A 16,324-nucleotide genomic window follows, 5' to 3' on the forward strand; every position below is an offset into this window, starting at 1 on the left:
GAGGGCAGGATGAGGATGTCGGATCAGGGGCGGCGGCGTACCGACGCCTCCACCAGATCCAATACCGCGGAAAGGTTTTCGTTCGTATGCCCGGATGCGATCCGGGCGATCAGGCCGTCCAGGACCAGGTCGAGATAGCCCAACAACACATCGGTGGGCACATCGTCGCGCAGCGCGCCCGCGGCCTTGCGACGTTCCAGTCGGGCCAGGGTGGCGGCGGTCAGCTCGGCCGAGCGCTGGGTCCAACTCGCCCGGAACTCCGGATCGGTGCGCAACCGGCGGGCGATCTCCAGTCGGGTGCCGAGCCAGTTGTAGGCCTGTGGGTCGGCCAGCATATCCCGCATGACCTGCACGATGCCCTGGTTGGCGGCGACTTCGGCCATCCGTTCCGCATCCTCTTGCGCAAGGGCGAGAAACAGGGCGTCCTTGTCCCGGAAATGGTGGAAGATCGCGCCGCGGGACAGTCCGATGGCTTCCTCCAGGCGGCGCACCGTGGCGCCGTCGTACCCGTACTCGGCGAAGCAACGGCGTGCGCCGTCGAGTATCTGCGAACGCCGGGCGGCCAGATGATCATCGCTGACCTTGGGCATCGGTCTCCTTCAACGGATATGCGAACCCCGCGCGGCGGATCACCGCGCGGGGTCCTCGGATTACGAGCGAGCGAACGAGAGACCTGTCGGCCTTCTCGCGACTCCGCCGGAGGCGGCGCTGTCAGCCACGAATCATATTCCGCAGCACGTACTGCAGAATGCCGCCATTGCGGTAGTAGTCGGCCTCACCGGGGGTGTCGATACGCACCACCGCGTCGAACTCGATCTTCTCGCCGCTGTCCTTGGTGGCGGTCACCTTCACCGTGCGGGGAGTCGTGCCCTCGTTGAGGGCGGTGATGCCTTCGATATCGAAGACCTCGGTACCGTCCAGACCCAGCGACCGAGCGGATTCGCCCTCGGGGAACTGCAACGGGATGACACCCATGCCGATCAGGTTGGAGCGGTGGATACGTTCGAACGACTCGGTGATGACGGCCCGCACACCCAACAGGCGAGTGCCCTTGGCCGCCCAGTCGCGCGAGGAACCCGAGCCGTACTCCTTACCGCCCAGCACGACCAGCGGGATACCGGCCTTCTGGTAGTTCTGCGCGGCGTCGTAGATGAACGCCTGCGGGCCGCCCTCCTGGGTGAAGTCGCGGGTGTAGCCGCCCGAGACATCGTCGAGGAGCTGGTTGCGCAACCGGATGTTGGCGAAGGTGCCGCGGATCATCACCTCGTGGTTACCGCGACGCGAGCCGAGGGAGTTGAAGTCCTTGCGCGCCACGCCGTGGGACTCGAGGTAGTCCGCGGCAGGGGTGCCCGACTTGATGGCGCCGGCCGGCGAGATGTGGTCGGTGGTGACCGAATCACCGAGCAGGGCCAGCACCCGCGCACCCTTGATGTCCTCGACCGGGGTCGGTTCCTTGGTCATCCCATCGAAGTAGGGGGCCTTGCGGACGTAGGTCGAGTTCTCGTCCCAGGCGAAGGTGTCGCCCTCCGGGGTGGGCAGGCCCTGCCAGCGCTCGTCACCCTTGAACACGTCCGCGTAGGACTTGGTGAACATCTCCTGGCTGATCGCGGACTTGATGGTGTCGTCGATCTCCTGCGCCGAGGGCCAGATATCGCGCAGGAACACCTGGTTGCCCTGTGGGTCGGTGCCCAGCGGCTGGGTCTCGAAGTCGAAGTCCATGGTGCCCGCCAACGCGTAGGCGATGACCAGCGGCGGCGAGGCCAGGTAGTTCATCTTCACATCGGGGGAGATGCGGCCCTCGAAGTTGCGGTTGCCGGACAGCACCGCGGTGACGGTGAGGTCGTTGTCGTTGACGGCCTTGGAGATCTCCTCCGGCAGTGGACCGGTGTTACCGATGCAGGTGGTGCAGCCGTAACCACCCAGGTGGAAGCCGAGCTTCTCCAGGTACGGCCACAGACCGGCCCGCTCGTAGTAGTCGGTGACCACCTGCGAGCCCGGAGCCATATTGGTCTTGACCCACGGCTTGGTCGACAGCCCCTTCTCCACCGCATTGCGAGCGAGCAGGGCTGCGCCGATCATCACCGAGGGGTTGGAGGTGTTGGTGCAGGAGGTGATACCCGCGACGACGACCGCGCCGTGGTCGAGGATGAACTCACCGCGTTCCTCCGAGACGACCCGCACCGGCTTGGAGGGCCGGCCGTCGGCGTGGGTGGCCGCGGACTGGACGTCGACCGCGCCGTCGTCGGCGAAGGAGAGCGCCGGAGCCGGATCGGAGGCCGGGAAGGTCTCCTCGACCGCCTCGTCCAACTGGGTGTGTGGGGTGGGAAGATCCTCCTCCACGTAGTTGTGGATGTCCTTGCGGAAGGCGATCTTCGACTCGCTCAACAGGATGCGGTCCTGCGGGCGCTTCGGGCCGGCGATGGACGGCACCACGGTGCTCAGGTCCAGTTCCAGGTACTCGGAGTAGGCCGGTTCCCGGGTCGGGTCGTGCCACATGCCCTGTTCCTTGGCGTAGGCCTCGACGAGGGCGAGCTGCTCCTCGGACCGGCCGGTCAGGCGCAGGTAGTTGATGGTCTCCGCATCGATCGGGAAGATTGCCGCGGTGGAGCCGAACTCGGGGCTCATATTGCCCAGGGTCGCGCGGTTGGCCAGCGGGACCTCGGCCACACCCTGGCCGTAGAACTCCACGAACTTGCCGACCACCCCGTGCTTGCGCAGCATATCGGTGACGGTGAGCACGACGTCGGTGGCGGTGACGCCCGGCTGGATCTCACCGGTCAGCTTGAAGCCGACCACCCGCGGGATGAGCATCGACACCGGCTGGCCCAGCATGGCCGCCTCGGCCTCGATACCACCGACACCCCAGCCGAGGACACCCAGACCGTTGATCATGGTGGTGTGCGAGTCGGTGCCCACACAGGTGTCCGGGTAGGCCTGGCCGTTGCGGACCATGACGGTGCGGGCCAGGTACTCGAGGTTCACCTGGTGCACGATGCCGGTGCCGGGGGGAACGACCTTGAAATCGTCGAACGCGGTCTGGCCCCAGCGCAGGAACTGGTAACGCTCGGCATTGCGCTGGTATTCGAGTTCGACATTGCGCTCGAAGGCGTCGGCGCGGCCGAAGACGTCGAGGATGACCGAGTGGTCGATGACCAGTTCGGCGGGGGAGAGGGGATTGACCTTCGCCGGGTCGCCGCCGAGGGCGACGACGGCCTCACGCATGGTGGCCAGGTCCACCACACAGGGCACGCCGGTGAAGTCCTGCATGATCACGCGTGCGGGGGTGAACTGGATCTCCACGCTGGGCTCGGCGGTGGGATCCCAGTTCGCGATGGCACGGATGTGGTCGGCGGTGATGTTGGCGCCGTCCTCGGTGCGAAGCAGGTTCTCCGCGAGGACCTTCAGTGCGTAGGGGAGTTTTTCGGTGCCGGGGACGGCCGAGAGCCGGAAGATCTCGTAGGAGTTGCTTCCGACCTCGAGGGTGCCCTTGGCGCCGAAAGTATCGATACTTTTCGTCACGTCAGCTCCACTCGTCGGTGAGGGTGCCGTCGGCGGGGCTGTGCCGACGGCTGGGTATGTCTTCGAAAGGACCACCGGCCGGTTACGTACCGGGTTTCCCGCATCTGCGACTCTAACAGTACGCTTGTCCTGTGAACCGTGTGGGGGCGGCGAAGCGCGGTGCCGGAGGAGCCTCGGCACGCCATGGGCGTGATGTGCGTCATGGTATCCGGAACGCATCGCGTACTGTGCCTGTCGGGTTTGCCGGGGTGTGCTTCGTGTCCGCGAGCGCATCTTCTACGCTCATCCCGCAGTGTTGGATTCCCCGTCGCCTCGCGTGTCGATGCGGCTCGACATGACCGGATGGAAAATGACCGTTTCGTACACTCGGGTTTTCGTCCCCCAGATTGCCGGCTTGCCGCAGAATATCGATCTGGACGAGCTCCGCGCGGATCTCGCGGACAACCACGTGGCGGCACCGAGCGGCGTGGACCAGGACGATGTGGCCGCCATCGTGGCGCAGGCGCGGGCGAAGGGGATCAAGCTCAGTGTGGTGGTCACGGAAGGTAATCCCTGGCATGATTCGGAGCTGCGTGACCTGGCCACCGAGGTGGCCAAGACCGAACACGGCACCATCCTGGTCCTGAGCCGGGACTGGGCGGGCACCTACAGTGATACCTTCAGCCGGGTGAAACTCGAGGCCGCCGAGGACGCGGTCGAGTGGGTGCGCCCGGTCGAGGCGATCGATACGAAAACCCAGACCTTCGTCGATCGGATCGAGCACGAGCCCATGATCGACTGGACCCATATCACGATCATCCTCCTGGTGGGGATGGTGCTGGCGATCGGGGGGTTGTATCGGGTGAAGTCGCGTCGCGCCGAGCGTACGGACGAAGTGCCCCAAAAGATTTCGTAGGGCACCCTACGCCGGCCGCTGTCCGGTCCCGGGCCCGGCGGGGCGGTTGCGTGGGCCCCGTGCCCCATGGGTTCGAAGTGGTCTGCCGTCTCCATCGTTCGATGTGCCCCCGACGTTCCGACGTCGGGGGCACATCGATTTTCGGTGTGTCGTACATAGGGATTCCGTCCGGTTTCGGCGGGTGACTCCATTTGCCGGTTTATCGCCTGGCCAATTTTGTTCTCTCGTTATAAAACCGCTCGACGGGTCGGATAATTTTGCGCAACCGATATATAGCGTTTCCGTGATCCGGACTGTCGTAGCCCACTTCGTGATGAATTGTGCCGTACCGTTCGACCGACCGTATCTGGAAAAGATCGTTGTCCGCGTATCGGCGAGGCGTCGAACAGGCAATTCTTCCGGCCCCGTCGGGTGAGGTCGCAATCGGAACCGCTGGAGGTGCGATGCACTGGGTTCGGCGAATGGGTCACGGTCAACCGTTGTGGATAACGATATGTTTGCTGCTTTGTATCGCGATAATGTCGTCCGCACACGCTTTTGCGGTTCCACCACCACCGCCTCGCCCCGACGAACGGGATATCGCCGATGCCAGGGCCCGTGTGGACGGCGGTATCGATGAAGTCGGCGCGCTGGTCAACGCCGTGGTCGCGGCCGACGAACGGATCCGGCAACATGACGACGAGGTCGCTCACACCCGCGAAGAGGTCAACAAGGCTCTGGTGGATCTCCAGAACGCGCGCGCCGCCGCCGCGGCCGCGGAAGCGGAGGTCGACAACACCGGGCGGGCATTGGCCGATGCCGGAACGGCCATACGACGGGCTCGCGGTGAATTCGATCGATTCGCCACGGGGGTCTACACCCGGCCATCCGCCGATGCGATGCTCTCCTACCTCGCCCCCGGTGGACCCGCCGCCGCTTTCGACCGCGCTCGGGTCCTGGACCTGGTGACCCGGAATCGACAGCAGGTGCTCGACGATCTGCGCCGAGCGCAGATCGAATTGGGCAACGCCCACGCCACCGCCCGGCGCGCCCGGGATCTCGCCGAAGCCGCTCGCGCCACCGCCGAACAGCGGCGAACCGACGCGGAAGCGGCCATGCGGGCCGCGACGGCCGAACTGGACCGCCGGACCGCCCTGCGTGACGACCTGCTGCGGCAGCGCGCCGCGGCCCAGGACCGGTTGAACGCCGCACGCGACCGGGTGAGTGGCCTGCAGCGTCAACAGACGGCCTACGCGGACTGGGAGCGACAGCAGCGTGCCGAGGACGCACTCGCATTGGCCACGGCCGCGGCCGCCCGCACCGCCGCCGACCACGCCTCCCGGGCGCGCGCCGCCGCGGCGGGCGCCGGAAAACCCGCACACACCCTCATGGAGGATCGGTCTCGGCGAACCGGCCGGATCGGGGTGTCGCCATATGACACCGGCGGTAGTGCCATCCCGAGGGTGACCGGGCCGGCGGCCATCGAAATCGTGGTCGATCGCGCCCTGTCCCAGCTCGGCGTCGACTATGCCTGGGGTGGCGGCAGTGAGACCGGTCCTACGCGCGGTATCCGCGACGGTGGGGTGGCCGACAGCCACGGCGACTACCGCAAGGTGGGATTCGACTGTTCCGGGTTGATGGTCTACGCGTTCGCGGGTATCGGCGTGTCGCTCCCGCACTACAGCGGTTACCAGTACAACGCCGGTACCCGTGTCCCGGCGGCCGCGCGCCGACGGGGGGACATGCTGTTCTGGGGGCCGGGTGGCAGTGCGCACGTGGCGCTGTATCTGGGTGGCGGCACCATGGTGGAGGCCCCGGAGTCCGGGGGCGTGGTCCGGGTTTCGCCCGTGCGTGAGGCGGGCATCATGCCGTTCGCGGTGCGTATCGTCGACTGAGACGGCCACCGCGGTGGCCGTCGGATTCGGGGCCGGACGGGTGCCGTCCGAGCCGGATCCGTCGTGCCGAGGGGGCCGGGTTCTCGCCCACGGTGTCCCCGGTTGCGGCACGGCAGGCCATTACCTGGAATAGTTGTGACAGCACGCACAGGACCGAGGCGAAAGCGGGGATGTTGGTGACTTCGACGGACGGTGTCAGCGGGGTGGATGTGGCGAAGCGGCCACAGGCGTCCTCATCCGACACCCTCGAGCGTGACGTCCAGACCCTGGAGAAGGCGATCTACGAGGTCAAGCGGGTCATCGTGGGCCAGGATCGACTGGTCGAACGGTTGCTCGTAGGGGTGCTGGCGCGTGGGCACGTTCTGCTCGAAGGTGTTCCCGGCATCGCGAAGACGTTGGCGGTGGAAACCTTCGCCAAGGTGGTCGGCGGCACGTTCTCCCGGGTGCAGTTCACTCCCGACCTGGTGCCCACCGACCTGATCGGTACCCGGATCTACCGGCAGGGCCGGGAGGAGTTCGACACCGAACTCGGCCCGGTCGTGGCCAATTTCGTTCTGGCCGACGAGATCAACCGCGCGCCCGCCAAGGTGCAGTCGGCGCTGCTCGAGGTGATGGCCGAACGGCATGTGTCGATCGGCGGCAAGACCTACCCCATGCCGGATCCGTTCCTGGTGATGGCCACACAGAACCCGATCGAGAGCGAAGGTGTGTACCCGCTGCCGGAGGCGCAGCGCGACCGTTTCCTGTTCAAGGTGGTCGTCGACTACCCCTCGGTGGAGGAGGAGCGCGAGATCATCTATCGGATGGGTGTCACCCCACCCGAACCCAAGCAGATCCTGGCACCGGCCGAGCTGCTTCGGCTGCAGAAACTGGCCTCGAACACCTTCGTGCACCACGCGCTGGTCGACTATGTGGTCCGGGTGATCTCGGCCACCCGCGCACCGGCCGAGTTCGGGCTGAACGACGTCGCGGGCTGGATCTCCTACGGCGCCTCGCCGCGCGCCAGCCTCGGCATCATCGCCGCCTCTCGGGCCGTCGCGCTGATCCGCGGCCGTGACTACGTGGTGCCGCAGGATGTGGTCGAGGTGATTCCGGATGTGCTGCGTCACCGCCTGGTGCTGTCCTACGACGCGCTCGCCGACGAGATCAGCCCCGAGGACGTGATCACCCGGGTGCTGCAGACCGTCGGCATGCCCCAGGTCGCGCCGCAGGCCGTGGGCCAGACCGCGCCCGTCGGGGACAACGGCCGCGGTCCGGTCCCGCCGCCCGTACCGCAGGGTCCGCCGCAGGGGCAACAGCAGGTTCCGCCGCCCGCGGGTCAGATCCCGCAGGCCGCCGGCAACAACCAGCCCAAGTGACCCGCCCCTCGGAACACCCCGCCGCGACGCCCGATCACGCTCCGCCGTCGTTCCGTGGGGGTGATCTGCGTGACCCGCGGCTGTCGGCCGCGCTGCGGACGCTCGAACTCACCGTGCGGCGTCGTCTCGACGGGGTGCTGCACGGAGACCACCTCGGCCTGATCCCCGGCCCGGGTTCGGAGCCGGGGGAGGCCCGTGCCTACCAGCCCGGTGACGATGTGCGGCAGATGGACTGGTCGGTCACCGCCCGCACCACCCACCCGCATGTGCGGCAGATGATCGCCGACCGGGAGCTGGAGACCTGGATGGTGATCGACCTCTCGGCCAGTCTGGACTTCGGCACCGCGGCCTGCCAGAAACGCGATCTGGCCATCGCCGCCGCGGCGGCCATCACCCACCTCACCAGCGGTGGTGGCAACCGGATCGGTGCCATCGTGGCGACCGGTGAGCGGTTGGTCCGCATCCCCGCGCGCGGCGGCCGGGCGCATGCGCAGTCGCTACTGCGTTCCATCGCCACCACCCCGCACGCCCGCGACGGGGTGCGCGGGGATCTGCGCGGGGCGATCGAATCGCTGCGGCGTCCGCAGCGCAAACGCGGACTCGCGGTGGTCATCAGCGATTTCCTGGGCGAAATCGATTGGCAGCGACCGCTGCGGGCCATCTCCGGCCGACACGAGCTGCTCGCGGTGGAGGTGCTCGACCCCCGTGACCTCACCCTGCCCGATCTGGGCGATGTGGTGTTGCACGACCCGGAGACCGGGCGTACGCGGGAGTTCAGCGTCACCCCCACTCTGCGCGCCGACTATGCGGCCGCCGCCCGGCAGCACCGAGAACATGTCGCGCAGGCGCTGCGGAACTGTGCCGCGCCGGTGCTGACCCTGCAGACCGACCGGGACTGGATCGCCGATGTGGTCCGGTTCGTCGCCACCCGGCGCCACAGCCTCGGCGCCTCGACCCAGCGGGTGCCCCGCCAATGAGTATTTCGCATTTCACCGCCCCGATCTGGCTCGGCTTCCTCGCCGTCATCCTGCTGTTGGCACTGGGATATCTGCTGGCCCAGCGCCGTAAGCACAAGCACATGATGCGGTTCACCAATATGGAGCTGTTGGAGCAGGTGGCTCCGAACCGCCCGGATTTCCGGCGTCACCTGCCGATTGTGCTGCTGTTGCTCGGCATGGTGTTCTCGACCATCGGGGCGGCCGCCCCCACCGCGGTGGAGAAGGTGCCGCGCAACCGGGCGACCGTCGTCCTCGTGATGGACGTGTCGTTGTCGATGGAGGCCACCGATGTGCAGCCGAGCCGACTGGAGGTTGCCCAAGAGGCCGCGAAGAACTTCGCCGACGGTTTGACGCCGGGAATCAACCTGGGTCTGGTCACCTATGCGGGGACCGCATCGGTGATGGTCAGTCCCACCACGAACCGGGAGGCGGTGAAGGCCGCCATCGACAACATCAAACTGGCCGAGCGGACCGCGACCGGCGAAGGGATACACACCGCCCTGCAGGCCATCGACGTCCTGGGTTCGGTACTGGGTGGTGCGGAGACACCGCCGCCGGCTCGGATCGTGCTGATGTCGGACGGTAAGCAGACCGTCCCGGACTTCGACGATGTCGACAACCCCCGCCACGAATACGTCGCCGCGCGACTGGCGAAGGAGAAGGGGGTGCCGGTGTCGACGATTGCGTTCGGCACCAAGTGGGGCACGGTCGACATTCCCCGCGAGGACGGCGGCACGGACCGGGTGAAGGTAGAGGTCGACGACGAGGCGATGCAGGAGATCGCCCGGTTGTCGGGCGGTGAGTACTACAGCGCCGCCACCCTCCAGGAACTGTCCAATGTGTACGACACCCTGGAACAGCAGATCGGGTACGAGATGAGACGAGGCGACGCGAGTCGGCCGTGGTGGCTGCTCGGATTGGCCGCCACCCTCGCGGGTGTCGTCCTGGCGATTGCGTTCCGGCAGCGTCTTCCGTGACCGATTCACGGTGAGAACCATTGGGGCGGCGCCTGTTCGAAACGAAAGGGCGCCGCTCCCATGGTCGGCGCATTACGTTCTGTGTAGCGACGTTCTGTGTAGCGCCTCGATGGGAGGGTTCGCTGCGTGGGGCCTTCTCGGTCGGTTCGGTGGCGCCGGTCGCGCCCGCTGTTGCCATGAGGTTCTCGACATCGTCGTGTAGGGCCGAAGACGCGTGTTATCGGCCCGGTGCACCTATTCCGGCCGGGCCATACGCCGCACTGCTACGGGCCGGAGTCGCGGACGACGGGTCCGGCCCGAAGTGTGTTCGCCTTCGGTGATCCCGGGGCAGGATCGCCGCCGATATATGTGGGAGGTCCTGATGGTCTGTGGGAAACGCGGCCGGGTAGGTTGGTCCGCATGTCGAACACAGTATCGCGCTCGGTCCTGGTGACCGGCGGTAACCGCGGTATCGGGCTCGCGGTCGCGCAACGTTTGCTCGCCGATGGCCACAAGGTGGCGGTCACCCACCGGGGTTCCGGTGTGCCGGAGGGGCTGCTCGGCGTGAAATGCGATGTCACCGATTCCGACTCGGTGGATCGTGCGTTCGCCGAGGTCGAGGAGCGGCAGGGCCCGGTGGAAGTACTGGTCGCCAATGCCGGCATCACCGAGGACACCCTACTCATGCGGATGAGCGAGGAACAGTTCAGCAGGGTTGTCGACGCCAACCTGACCGGCGCCTTCCGCTGCGCCAAACGGGCCAATCGGGCCATGTTGCGGGCACGGTGGGGTCGGTTGATCTTCCTCGGCTCGGTGGTCGGGATGGCCGGTATGGCCGGTCAGGTCAACTACGCCTCCACCAAGGCCGGTCTCATCGGTATGGCGCGATCGCTGACCCGCGAACTGGGGTCGCGTTCCATCACCGCCAATGTGGTGGCCCCCGGCTTCATCGAAACCGATATGACCAACGCCCTGGACGACAAGTACCAGGAGATGGCGGTTCAGGCCATTCCGCTGCAGCGTAAGGGCAAACCGGAGGATGTCGCCGCGGTCATCAGCTTCCTGGCCTCCGACGATTCCGCCTATGTCTCCGGTGCGGTCATTCCGGTCGACGGCGGCCTCGGCATGGGGCACTGAGCGCACCGACACAATTCCAACGTCAGGAGAATCGAATACTCATGGGCGGATTGCTCGACGGCAAGACCATCCTCGTCACCGGCATCATCACCGATGCCTCCATCGCCTTCCACGCCGCCGCGATCGCGCAGGAGCAGGGCGCGAAGGTGATCATCACCGGTATTCCGGAACGGTTACGGCTCATCGACCGCATCGCCAAGCGCCTGCCGAAAGAAGTACCGCCCGCCATCGGGCTCGATGTCACCAGTGAAGAGGACCTCGCCGCCCTGGCGGACAAGGTCCGGGAATTGGCTCCCGAGGGCCTGGACGGGGTGCTGCACTCGATCGCCTTCGCTCCGAAGACCCTCATGGGTCCGGAGGCGAAACCCTTCCTGGAAGGCCCCGGTCCGGACGCCGCCAAGGCGTTCGAGATCTCGGCCTGGAGCTATGCTTCGCTGGCCCGTGCCGTCCTGCCGGTGATGAACGAGGGTGGTTCGCTGGTCGGTATGGACTTCGATCCGCGCACCGCCATGCCGTTCTACAACTGGATGGGTGTCGCCAAGGCGGCCCTGGAATCGGTGAACCGATATGTGGCGCGTGAGGTGGGTCAGGCCAAGAAGATCCGGTCCAACCTGATCGCGGCGGGGCCGATCAAGACCCTGGCCGCCAAGGCCATTGCCGGTACCGCCACCGACGACGCCGCCAAGCTGAACCAGCTCAACGTCTACTGGGACGGGGCCGCGCCCATCGGCTGGGATGTGGACGATCCGACGGTTGTCGCCAAGTCCATCGTCGCGCTGTTGTCGGACTGGCTGCCCGGCACCACCGGGTCGATCGTCTACGTCGACGGTGGCGCCAGTCATAACACCTGGTTCCCGGAGAACATGCCGGTCGCCTGATCGGACCCATTCACCACAGCCGGAAGGAGACACCCCGTGGCCCGGGCGGTCGATGCACTGTTGTTGCTGTCCTTCGGCGGGCCCGAAGGACCCGACGAGGTGATGCCGTTCCTGGAGAATGTCACCCGGGGGCGAGGCGTGCCGCCGGAACGTCTCGCCGAAGTGGCCGAGCACTATCTGCACTTCGGTGGGGTGTCCCCGATCAACGCGCTCAATCGCGACATCATCGCCGCCGTCGAGCGGGAACTGGACGCGGCCGGCCTGGATCTACCGGTGTACTTCGGCAACCGCAACTGGCATCCCCTGGTGGAGGACACCGTTGCGCGGATGGCCGCCGACGGTGTCCGGTCGGCGCTGGTGTTCCCCACCTCGGCCTGGGGCGGGTATTCCGGTTGCCGTCAGTATCACGAGGACATTGCCAGGGCCCGGGCCGCGGTCGGCGCCGGCGCACCGGAACTGGTGAAGCTGCGCCAATACTTCGACCACCCCCTGTTGATCGAATCCTTCGCCGACGCCATCCGTGCCGCGCGGGAGCGCCTACCGGCCGATCGGCGGGAGGACGCCCGGCTGGTGTTCACCGCGCATTCGGTGCCGGTGGCCGCCGACGCCGCCGCCGGACCGGCTGCCGACGGCGGCCGGCTCTACAGCCGGCAGGTGGCCGAGGCGGCCCGATTGTGCGCCGCGGCAACGGGTTTCCCCGATCACGACCTGGTATGGCAGTCCCGTTCCGGTCCGCCGCAGGTGCCGTGGTTGGAACCGGACATTGTGGACCACTTGGAAGCCCTCTCCGGCAAGGGGGTCGACGCGGTGGTGGTGTGCCCGGTGGGATTCGTCTCCGACCACCTCGAAGTGATCTGGGACCTCGACAACGAGGCCGCCGAGAAGGCTGCCGAACTCGATATGGCCTTCGCCCGGGCCGCCACCCCGGGAACCGATCCTCGGTTCGCCCGGCTGGTGGTGGAACTGATCGGTGAGCAGGTGCGGGATATACCGCCGCGTCGTTCGAGCGAGATTCCCGCCTACGGGTGCACGGTCAACGGCACCGCCTGCCGGGCAGGATGCTGCGAACCGCTTCGTCGCGCGCCCGGACGGGAGTAGTGGTGCGCCCCCGGGCGGGGCCGTTCGATGGTTCGTACCCCCATCCGGGCGTGCCGGTCCCCGGCGGGTCCGGGTGGTCGTGCCCCGAACGTGGGTGATGGTCAGCGCGCGCCGGGTGTCGAGGTGTGGATGGCGATGAGGCGGGCGGCTCGGATGGCATCCCAGAGGGGTCGCAGCAGGGATTCGTGCGCCATGGCGGCACCGGCGGAGGTCGGCGAGGAGGCCGGTTCCCGCTGGGCGACGGTGAGGATGGCCGCCACATGATCGGCGGTATCGAGAATTCGCTTGGCGCGCAAGGGGATCGAGTCCGGGTAGATATGCCTGGAGTAGTCGGCGAGTTCGGCTTCGATGAGTTCTCGAGGGTCTGCGTCACCGGTTCCCAGGCCGGTGGTGTGCAGCCGCATGAGGGCGTCGGCCGCATCGCGTACCGCTTCGCGCATGGCGTATTCGGCCTCGCCCAGGGTCATATCGGGACCGGGAAGGGTGGGTATCGCGGTGGTGTAGATATTCCATTGCAGGGTGTTCTCATCCACCCAACGGGGGATGAGACCGGTGCCCTCGCCGTCCGGCACGCCGATCAGAATGCCCTCCCCGGCCTCGATGGCGTCGGCGGCGAAGGCGGTGCCGACGGGCACCCCGCGGACATCACCGGGAACCGGGAGCACCAGCCGCAATCGGGCACCGGGGGACGCCATGGTTTCCCGAATCATCTTGAGCAGCGCCATGACTCCGGTGGTGGGCGTATCACCCCGGGAGGACCACGGCAGATCGGTGCGGCCCCCGGTCACCGGATCGCCCGCCGCGATGGTGTGCAGGGATGCCCAGGCGTGCATGGCCTCCAGTACGTCGTCGGGCGCACTGCAACCGGCCAGCCAGGAGCCGGCCCATACGGTGAGGGTCGCGCTGGGGGAGCACATAATCATCGAGCATAAATGCTCGTCGCTACTCGCGGGCGACCTCGGGGTCATGCGGGTTCGGTGACGAAGTCGATAAGTCGTTCCACCGCCCCCAACAGCGGCGCCTCCAGATCCCGGAACGTGCGCACCGCCGCGTGGACCCGCTGCCAGCCGTCCTGCGGCGTACCCCAACCGAGCCGCCGACAGATACCGGTCTTCCAATCCTCACCGTGCGGTACGGTCGGCCATTCCCGCAGCCCCAGTGCGGCCGGGCGTACCGCCTGCCAGATATCGACATAGGGGTGTCCGGTGACCAGGACATGCGGTCCCAGTCCGGTGGTGAGGTGGGTCTCCTTCGATCCGGCCACCAGATGATCCACCAGCACCCCGATCCGTCGCCCCGGACCGGGCTCGAACTCGGCGAGTCGGGCGCCGAGATTGTCCAGCCCCTCCAGTTGCTCGACCACCACACCTTCCACCCGCAGGTCATGTCCCCATACCCGCTCCACCAGCGCGGCGTCGTGCATCCCTTCCACCCAGATCCGACCGGCCGCCGCGACCCGGGCCCGTAAACCTTCCACCCGGGTAGAACCGGACGCCGAACGGGTGGGCGCGGTCCGCACCGGAGCCTTCGGACGGACCAGGGTCACCGGTTCACCGTCGATCAGGAACGCGGCCTCGCGCAGCGCGAACAGGCGCACGACACCGCGGGCGTCCTCGAGTTTCACGAAGTCTCCCTCGTAGCCGCGGTCGAATCCCACCACCGCACCACAGAAGCCGCCGGCCGCGTCCTCCACCACGAGGTCGCGTTCGGCGACCACCCGCGGAACTGCCCGCTTCCTGGTTCGCGTATGCCCGGAAAAGATGTCGCCGTACCTGTCACCCGCACTCACGGGGCCGAAACTACTGCACCCGACAGCCGCTCGACGGTATCCGGTATCCGGCGGTGTTGCGCGGACGGCCCCGAATGTCGGCCACAGCCACTACAGTGAGGATGTGGCCGCAGTTTTCTGGCTCGTCGCCGGCCTGGTGCTGGCGGCGGCCGAGATGTTCGTCGGTGAACTGACGTTGTTGATGCTCGGGGGCAGTGCCCTGATCACCGCAGGCGTCGCGTTCGCAGCCGACACCGGTTTGGTGGTCGATGCGGTGATCTTCGCTGTTTCGGCCATGGTGCTGTTGTTGGGTGTGCGCCCGGTTCTGTTGCGTCGCTTCGGAACTCCGCCGCCGACTCCCACCAATGTCGACGCGCTGACCGGCAGGACGGCGCAGGTGTTGGAACCGGTGGACGAACACGGCGGTCTGGTGAAGCTGAGCGGTGAGGTGTGGACCGCGCGGTCGTTCGATCCGGGGGAACAGTACCCGGAGGGGACCACGGTGTACGTGATGAAGATCGACGGCGCGACCGCTGTCGTCTGGAAAGGACCCTGATGGAGTTGTTGATACTGGCAGTTGTTCTCATACTGCTGGTAGCGGTGGTGGTGCTCAAGTCCGTGGCCCTGGTGCCGCAGGCCGAGGCCGCGGTGATCGAACGCCTCGGGCGGTACCAGCGGACGGTCTCGGGACAGCTGACCTTCCTGGTGCCGTTCGCCGACCGGATTCGCGCCAAGGTGGATCTGCGTGAGCGGGTGGTGTCGTTCCCGCCGCAGCCGGTGATCACCCAGGACAACCTCACCCTCCAGATCGACTCGGTGGTCTACTTCCAGGTGACCAACCCGCAGGCCGCGGTATACGAGATCAGCAACTACATCGCCGCCGTCGAACAGCTCACCGTCACCACCCTGCGCAATGTGGTGGGTGGTATGACTCTCGAGGACACCCTCACCTCCCGCGACCAGATCAACAACCAGTTGCGCGGTGTTCTGGACGAGGCCACCGGCCGATGGGGCCTGCGGGTGGCACGCGTCGAACTCAAGGCCATCGATCCGCCGCCGTCGATCCAGGAGTCGATGGAGAAGCAGATGAAGGCCGATCGGGAAAAGCGCGCCATGATCCTCACGGCGGAGGGCACCCGGGAATCGCAGATCAAAACCGCCGAGGGCGCCAAGCAGGCACAGATCCTGGCGGCCGAGGGTTCCAAGCAGTCGGCCATTCTGGCGGCCGAGGGTGAACGGCAGAGTCGGATCCTGCGCGCCCAGGGTGAACGTGCCGCCGCCTATCTGCAGGCGCAGGGCCAGGCCAAGGCCATCGAAAAGGTTTTCGCCGCCATCAAATCCGGTAAACCCACCCCGGAACTGCTGGCCTACCAGTACATGCAGACCCTGCCCCTGGTGGCTCGGGGCGACGCCAACAAAGTGTGGTTGGTGCCCAGCGACTTCGGCAAGGCACTGGAGGGTTTCGCCAAGAGCTTTGCCAGCCAGGGACAGGACGGGGTGTTCCGCTACGAACCGTCCACCGACGAGGAGACCCCGCCCAAGCCGGAGGACGATTCCGACGAGGTCGCCGACTGGTTCGACACCAGCACCGATCCGGCCGTCGAGCGCGCGGTACGGGCTGCCGAATCCGTCGCGCGTACCCCGGTGGAGTCGGCCGTGCCGCCCTCGGCGCGGTCGGTGAAGCCGGTGGCGCAACCACCGGCCACTCCGCCTCAGGGGCAACCGTTGCCGCCCTTCCCGCCGAATCAGCAGTAATCCACATCGGTTCGCCGGTGGTGTCCCGCGGCCGACCCGGTCGCGGAGGGCGGAAGCCGCCCCTGAATCGGGGGCGGCCGAAACCGCC

General features: G+C 67.1%; 14 protein-coding genes. 10 read left to right on the forward strand and 4 right to left on the reverse strand.

The window, feature by feature from the left end; all coding sequences use genetic code 11:
- Positions 1 to 23 precede the first annotated feature (23 nt).
- Entirely contained in the window at positions 24 to 590 is a 567-nt protein-coding gene (locus tag ON32_RS09980; RefSeq protein WP_040790539.1) for a TetR/AcrR family transcriptional regulator, read from the reverse strand.
- A gap of 121 nt (positions 591 to 711) precedes the next feature.
- Entirely contained in the window at positions 712 to 3,519 is a 2,808-nt protein-coding gene (locus ON32_RS09985; protein ID WP_040790540.1) for an aconitate hydratase, read from the reverse strand.
- 349 nt (positions 3,520 to 3,868) lie between these two features.
- On the opposite strand from ON32_RS09985, the gene ON32_RS09990 reads away from it, so the two are divergent.
- From ON32_RS09990 to ON32_RS10025, 8 genes are all read left to right on the forward strand, one after another.
- Positions 3,869 to 4,414: an Rv1476 family membrane protein gene (locus tag ON32_RS09990; RefSeq protein ID WP_040790654.1), complete on the forward strand. Its 546-nt coding sequence runs from the start codon at positions 3,869 to 3,871 to the stop codon at positions 4,412 to 4,414.
- A 518-nt stretch (positions 4,415 to 4,932) separates the two neighbouring features.
- Positions 4,933 to 6,288, forward strand: a complete 1,356-nt coding sequence (locus tag ON32_RS09995; protein WP_281032224.1) for an NlpC/P60 family protein — start codon at positions 4,933 to 4,935, stop codon at positions 6,286 to 6,288.
- 170 nt (positions 6,289 to 6,458) lie between these two features.
- Positions 6,459 to 7,646: an AAA family ATPase gene (locus tag ON32_RS10000; RefSeq protein ID WP_085995153.1), complete on the forward strand. Its 1,188-nt coding sequence runs from the start codon at positions 6,459 to 6,461 to the stop codon at positions 7,644 to 7,646.
- The gene (locus ON32_RS10005; RefSeq protein WP_040790542.1) at positions 7,643 to 8,623 is read left to right on the forward strand and encodes a DUF58 domain-containing protein; all 981 of its coding nucleotides are present in this window, start codon (positions 7,643 to 7,645) and stop codon (positions 8,621 to 8,623) included. Before ON32_RS10000 ends, ON32_RS10005 begins: the two co-directional genes overlap by 4 nt.
- A complete protein-coding gene (locus tag ON32_RS10010; RefSeq protein ID WP_040790543.1) occupies positions 8,620 to 9,621 on the forward strand; it encodes a VWA domain-containing protein in 1,002 nt (333 codons plus the stop codon). Before ON32_RS10005 ends, ON32_RS10010 begins: the two co-directional genes overlap by 4 nt.
- A gap of 399 nt (positions 9,622 to 10,020) precedes the next feature.
- Positions 10,021 to 10,737 carry a 3-oxoacyl-ACP reductase FabG1 gene (gene fabG1, locus ON32_RS10015; RefSeq protein WP_040790544.1) on the forward strand — a complete coding sequence of 239 codons (717 nt, stop codon included), beginning with the start codon at positions 10,021 to 10,023 and terminating at the stop codon, positions 10,735 to 10,737.
- A 41-nt stretch (positions 10,738 to 10,778) separates the two neighbouring features.
- A complete protein-coding gene (gene inhA / locus ON32_RS10020) occupies positions 10,779 to 11,615 on the forward strand; it encodes an NADH-dependent enoyl-ACP reductase InhA (RefSeq protein WP_040790545.1) in 837 nt (278 codons plus the stop codon).
- A gap of 102 nt (positions 11,616 to 11,717) precedes the next feature.
- Entirely contained in the window at positions 11,718 to 12,713 is a 996-nt protein-coding gene (locus ON32_RS10025; RefSeq protein ID WP_245550939.1) for a ferrochelatase, read from the forward strand.
- 101 nt (positions 12,714 to 12,814) lie between these two features.
- On the opposite strand, the gene ON32_RS10030 is transcribed toward ON32_RS10025, so the two are convergent.
- Together ON32_RS10030 and ON32_RS10035 are read right to left on the reverse strand one after the other, a co-directional pair.
- Positions 12,815 to 13,630 carry an Rv1486c family protein gene (locus ON32_RS10030; RefSeq protein WP_040790547.1) on the reverse strand — a complete coding sequence of 272 codons (816 nt, stop codon included), beginning with the start codon at positions 13,628 to 13,630 and terminating at the stop codon, positions 12,815 to 12,817.
- 47 nt (positions 13,631 to 13,677) lie between these two features.
- Complete coding sequence (locus ON32_RS10035; RefSeq protein ID WP_040790548.1) at positions 13,678 to 14,502, reverse strand: DUF3097 domain-containing protein; 825 nt, start codon at positions 14,500 to 14,502, stop codon at positions 13,678 to 13,680.
- Between the two features lie 103 nt (positions 14,503 to 14,605).
- Here ON32_RS10035 and ON32_RS10040 point away from each other — a divergent pair, with 103 nt between their 5' ends.
- Positions 14,606 to 15,037, forward strand: coding sequence for an NfeD family protein (locus tag ON32_RS10040; RefSeq protein WP_040790549.1), 432 nt, complete (start codon positions 14,606 to 14,608; stop codon positions 15,035 to 15,037).
- Entirely contained in the window at positions 15,037 to 16,236 is a 1,200-nt protein-coding gene (locus ON32_RS10045) for an SPFH domain-containing protein (RefSeq protein ID WP_051133073.1), read from the forward strand. The genes ON32_RS10040 and ON32_RS10045 overlap by 1 nt, the downstream gene beginning before the upstream one ends.
- Positions 16,237 to 16,324: the final 88 nt, after the last annotated feature.

The sequence above is a fragment of the Nocardia paucivorans NBRC 100373 genome, assembly GCF_000308675.1.
Lineage (GTDB): Bacteria > Actinomycetota > Actinomycetes > Mycobacteriales > Mycobacteriaceae > Nocardia > Nocardia paucivorans.

What these genes read in the sequence shown, in the direction of transcription:
- ON32_RS10025 (WP_245550939.1), top strand. Translation starts at nt 11,718, where the DNA reads ATGCCGTTCCTGGAGAATGTCACCCGGGGGCGAGGCGTGCCGCCGGAA.
- ON32_RS10045 (WP_051133073.1), top strand. Translation starts at nt 15,037, where the DNA reads ATGGAGTTGTTGATACTGGCAGTTGTTCTCATACTGCTGGTAGCGGTG.
- ON32_RS09995 (WP_281032224.1), top strand. Translation starts at nt 4,933, where the DNA reads ATGTCGTCCGCACACGCTTTTGCGGTTCCACCACCACCGCCTCGCCCC.
- ON32_RS09990 (WP_040790654.1), top strand. Translation starts at nt 3,869, where the DNA reads ATGACCGTTTCGTACACTCGGGTTTTCGTCCCCCAGATTGCCGGCTTG.
- fabG1 (WP_040790544.1), top strand. Translation starts at nt 10,021, where the DNA reads ATGTCGAACACAGTATCGCGCTCGGTCCTGGTGACCGGCGGTAACCGC.
- inhA (WP_040790545.1), top strand. Translation starts at nt 10,779, where the DNA reads ATGGGCGGATTGCTCGACGGCAAGACCATCCTCGTCACCGGCATCATC.
- ON32_RS10000 (WP_085995153.1), top strand. Translation starts at nt 6,459, where the DNA reads ATGTTGGTGACTTCGACGGACGGTGTCAGCGGGGTGGATGTGGCGAAG.
- ON32_RS09980 (WP_040790539.1), bottom strand. Translation starts at nt 590, where the DNA reads ATGCCCAAGGTCAGCGATGATCATCTGGCCGCCCGGCGTTCGCAGATA.
- ON32_RS10010 (WP_040790543.1), top strand. Translation starts at nt 8,620, where the DNA reads ATGAGTATTTCGCATTTCACCGCCCCGATCTGGCTCGGCTTCCTCGCC.
- ON32_RS10030 (WP_040790547.1), bottom strand. Translation starts at nt 13,630, where the DNA reads ATGTGCTCCCCCAGCGCGACCCTCACCGTATGGGCCGGCTCCTGGCTG.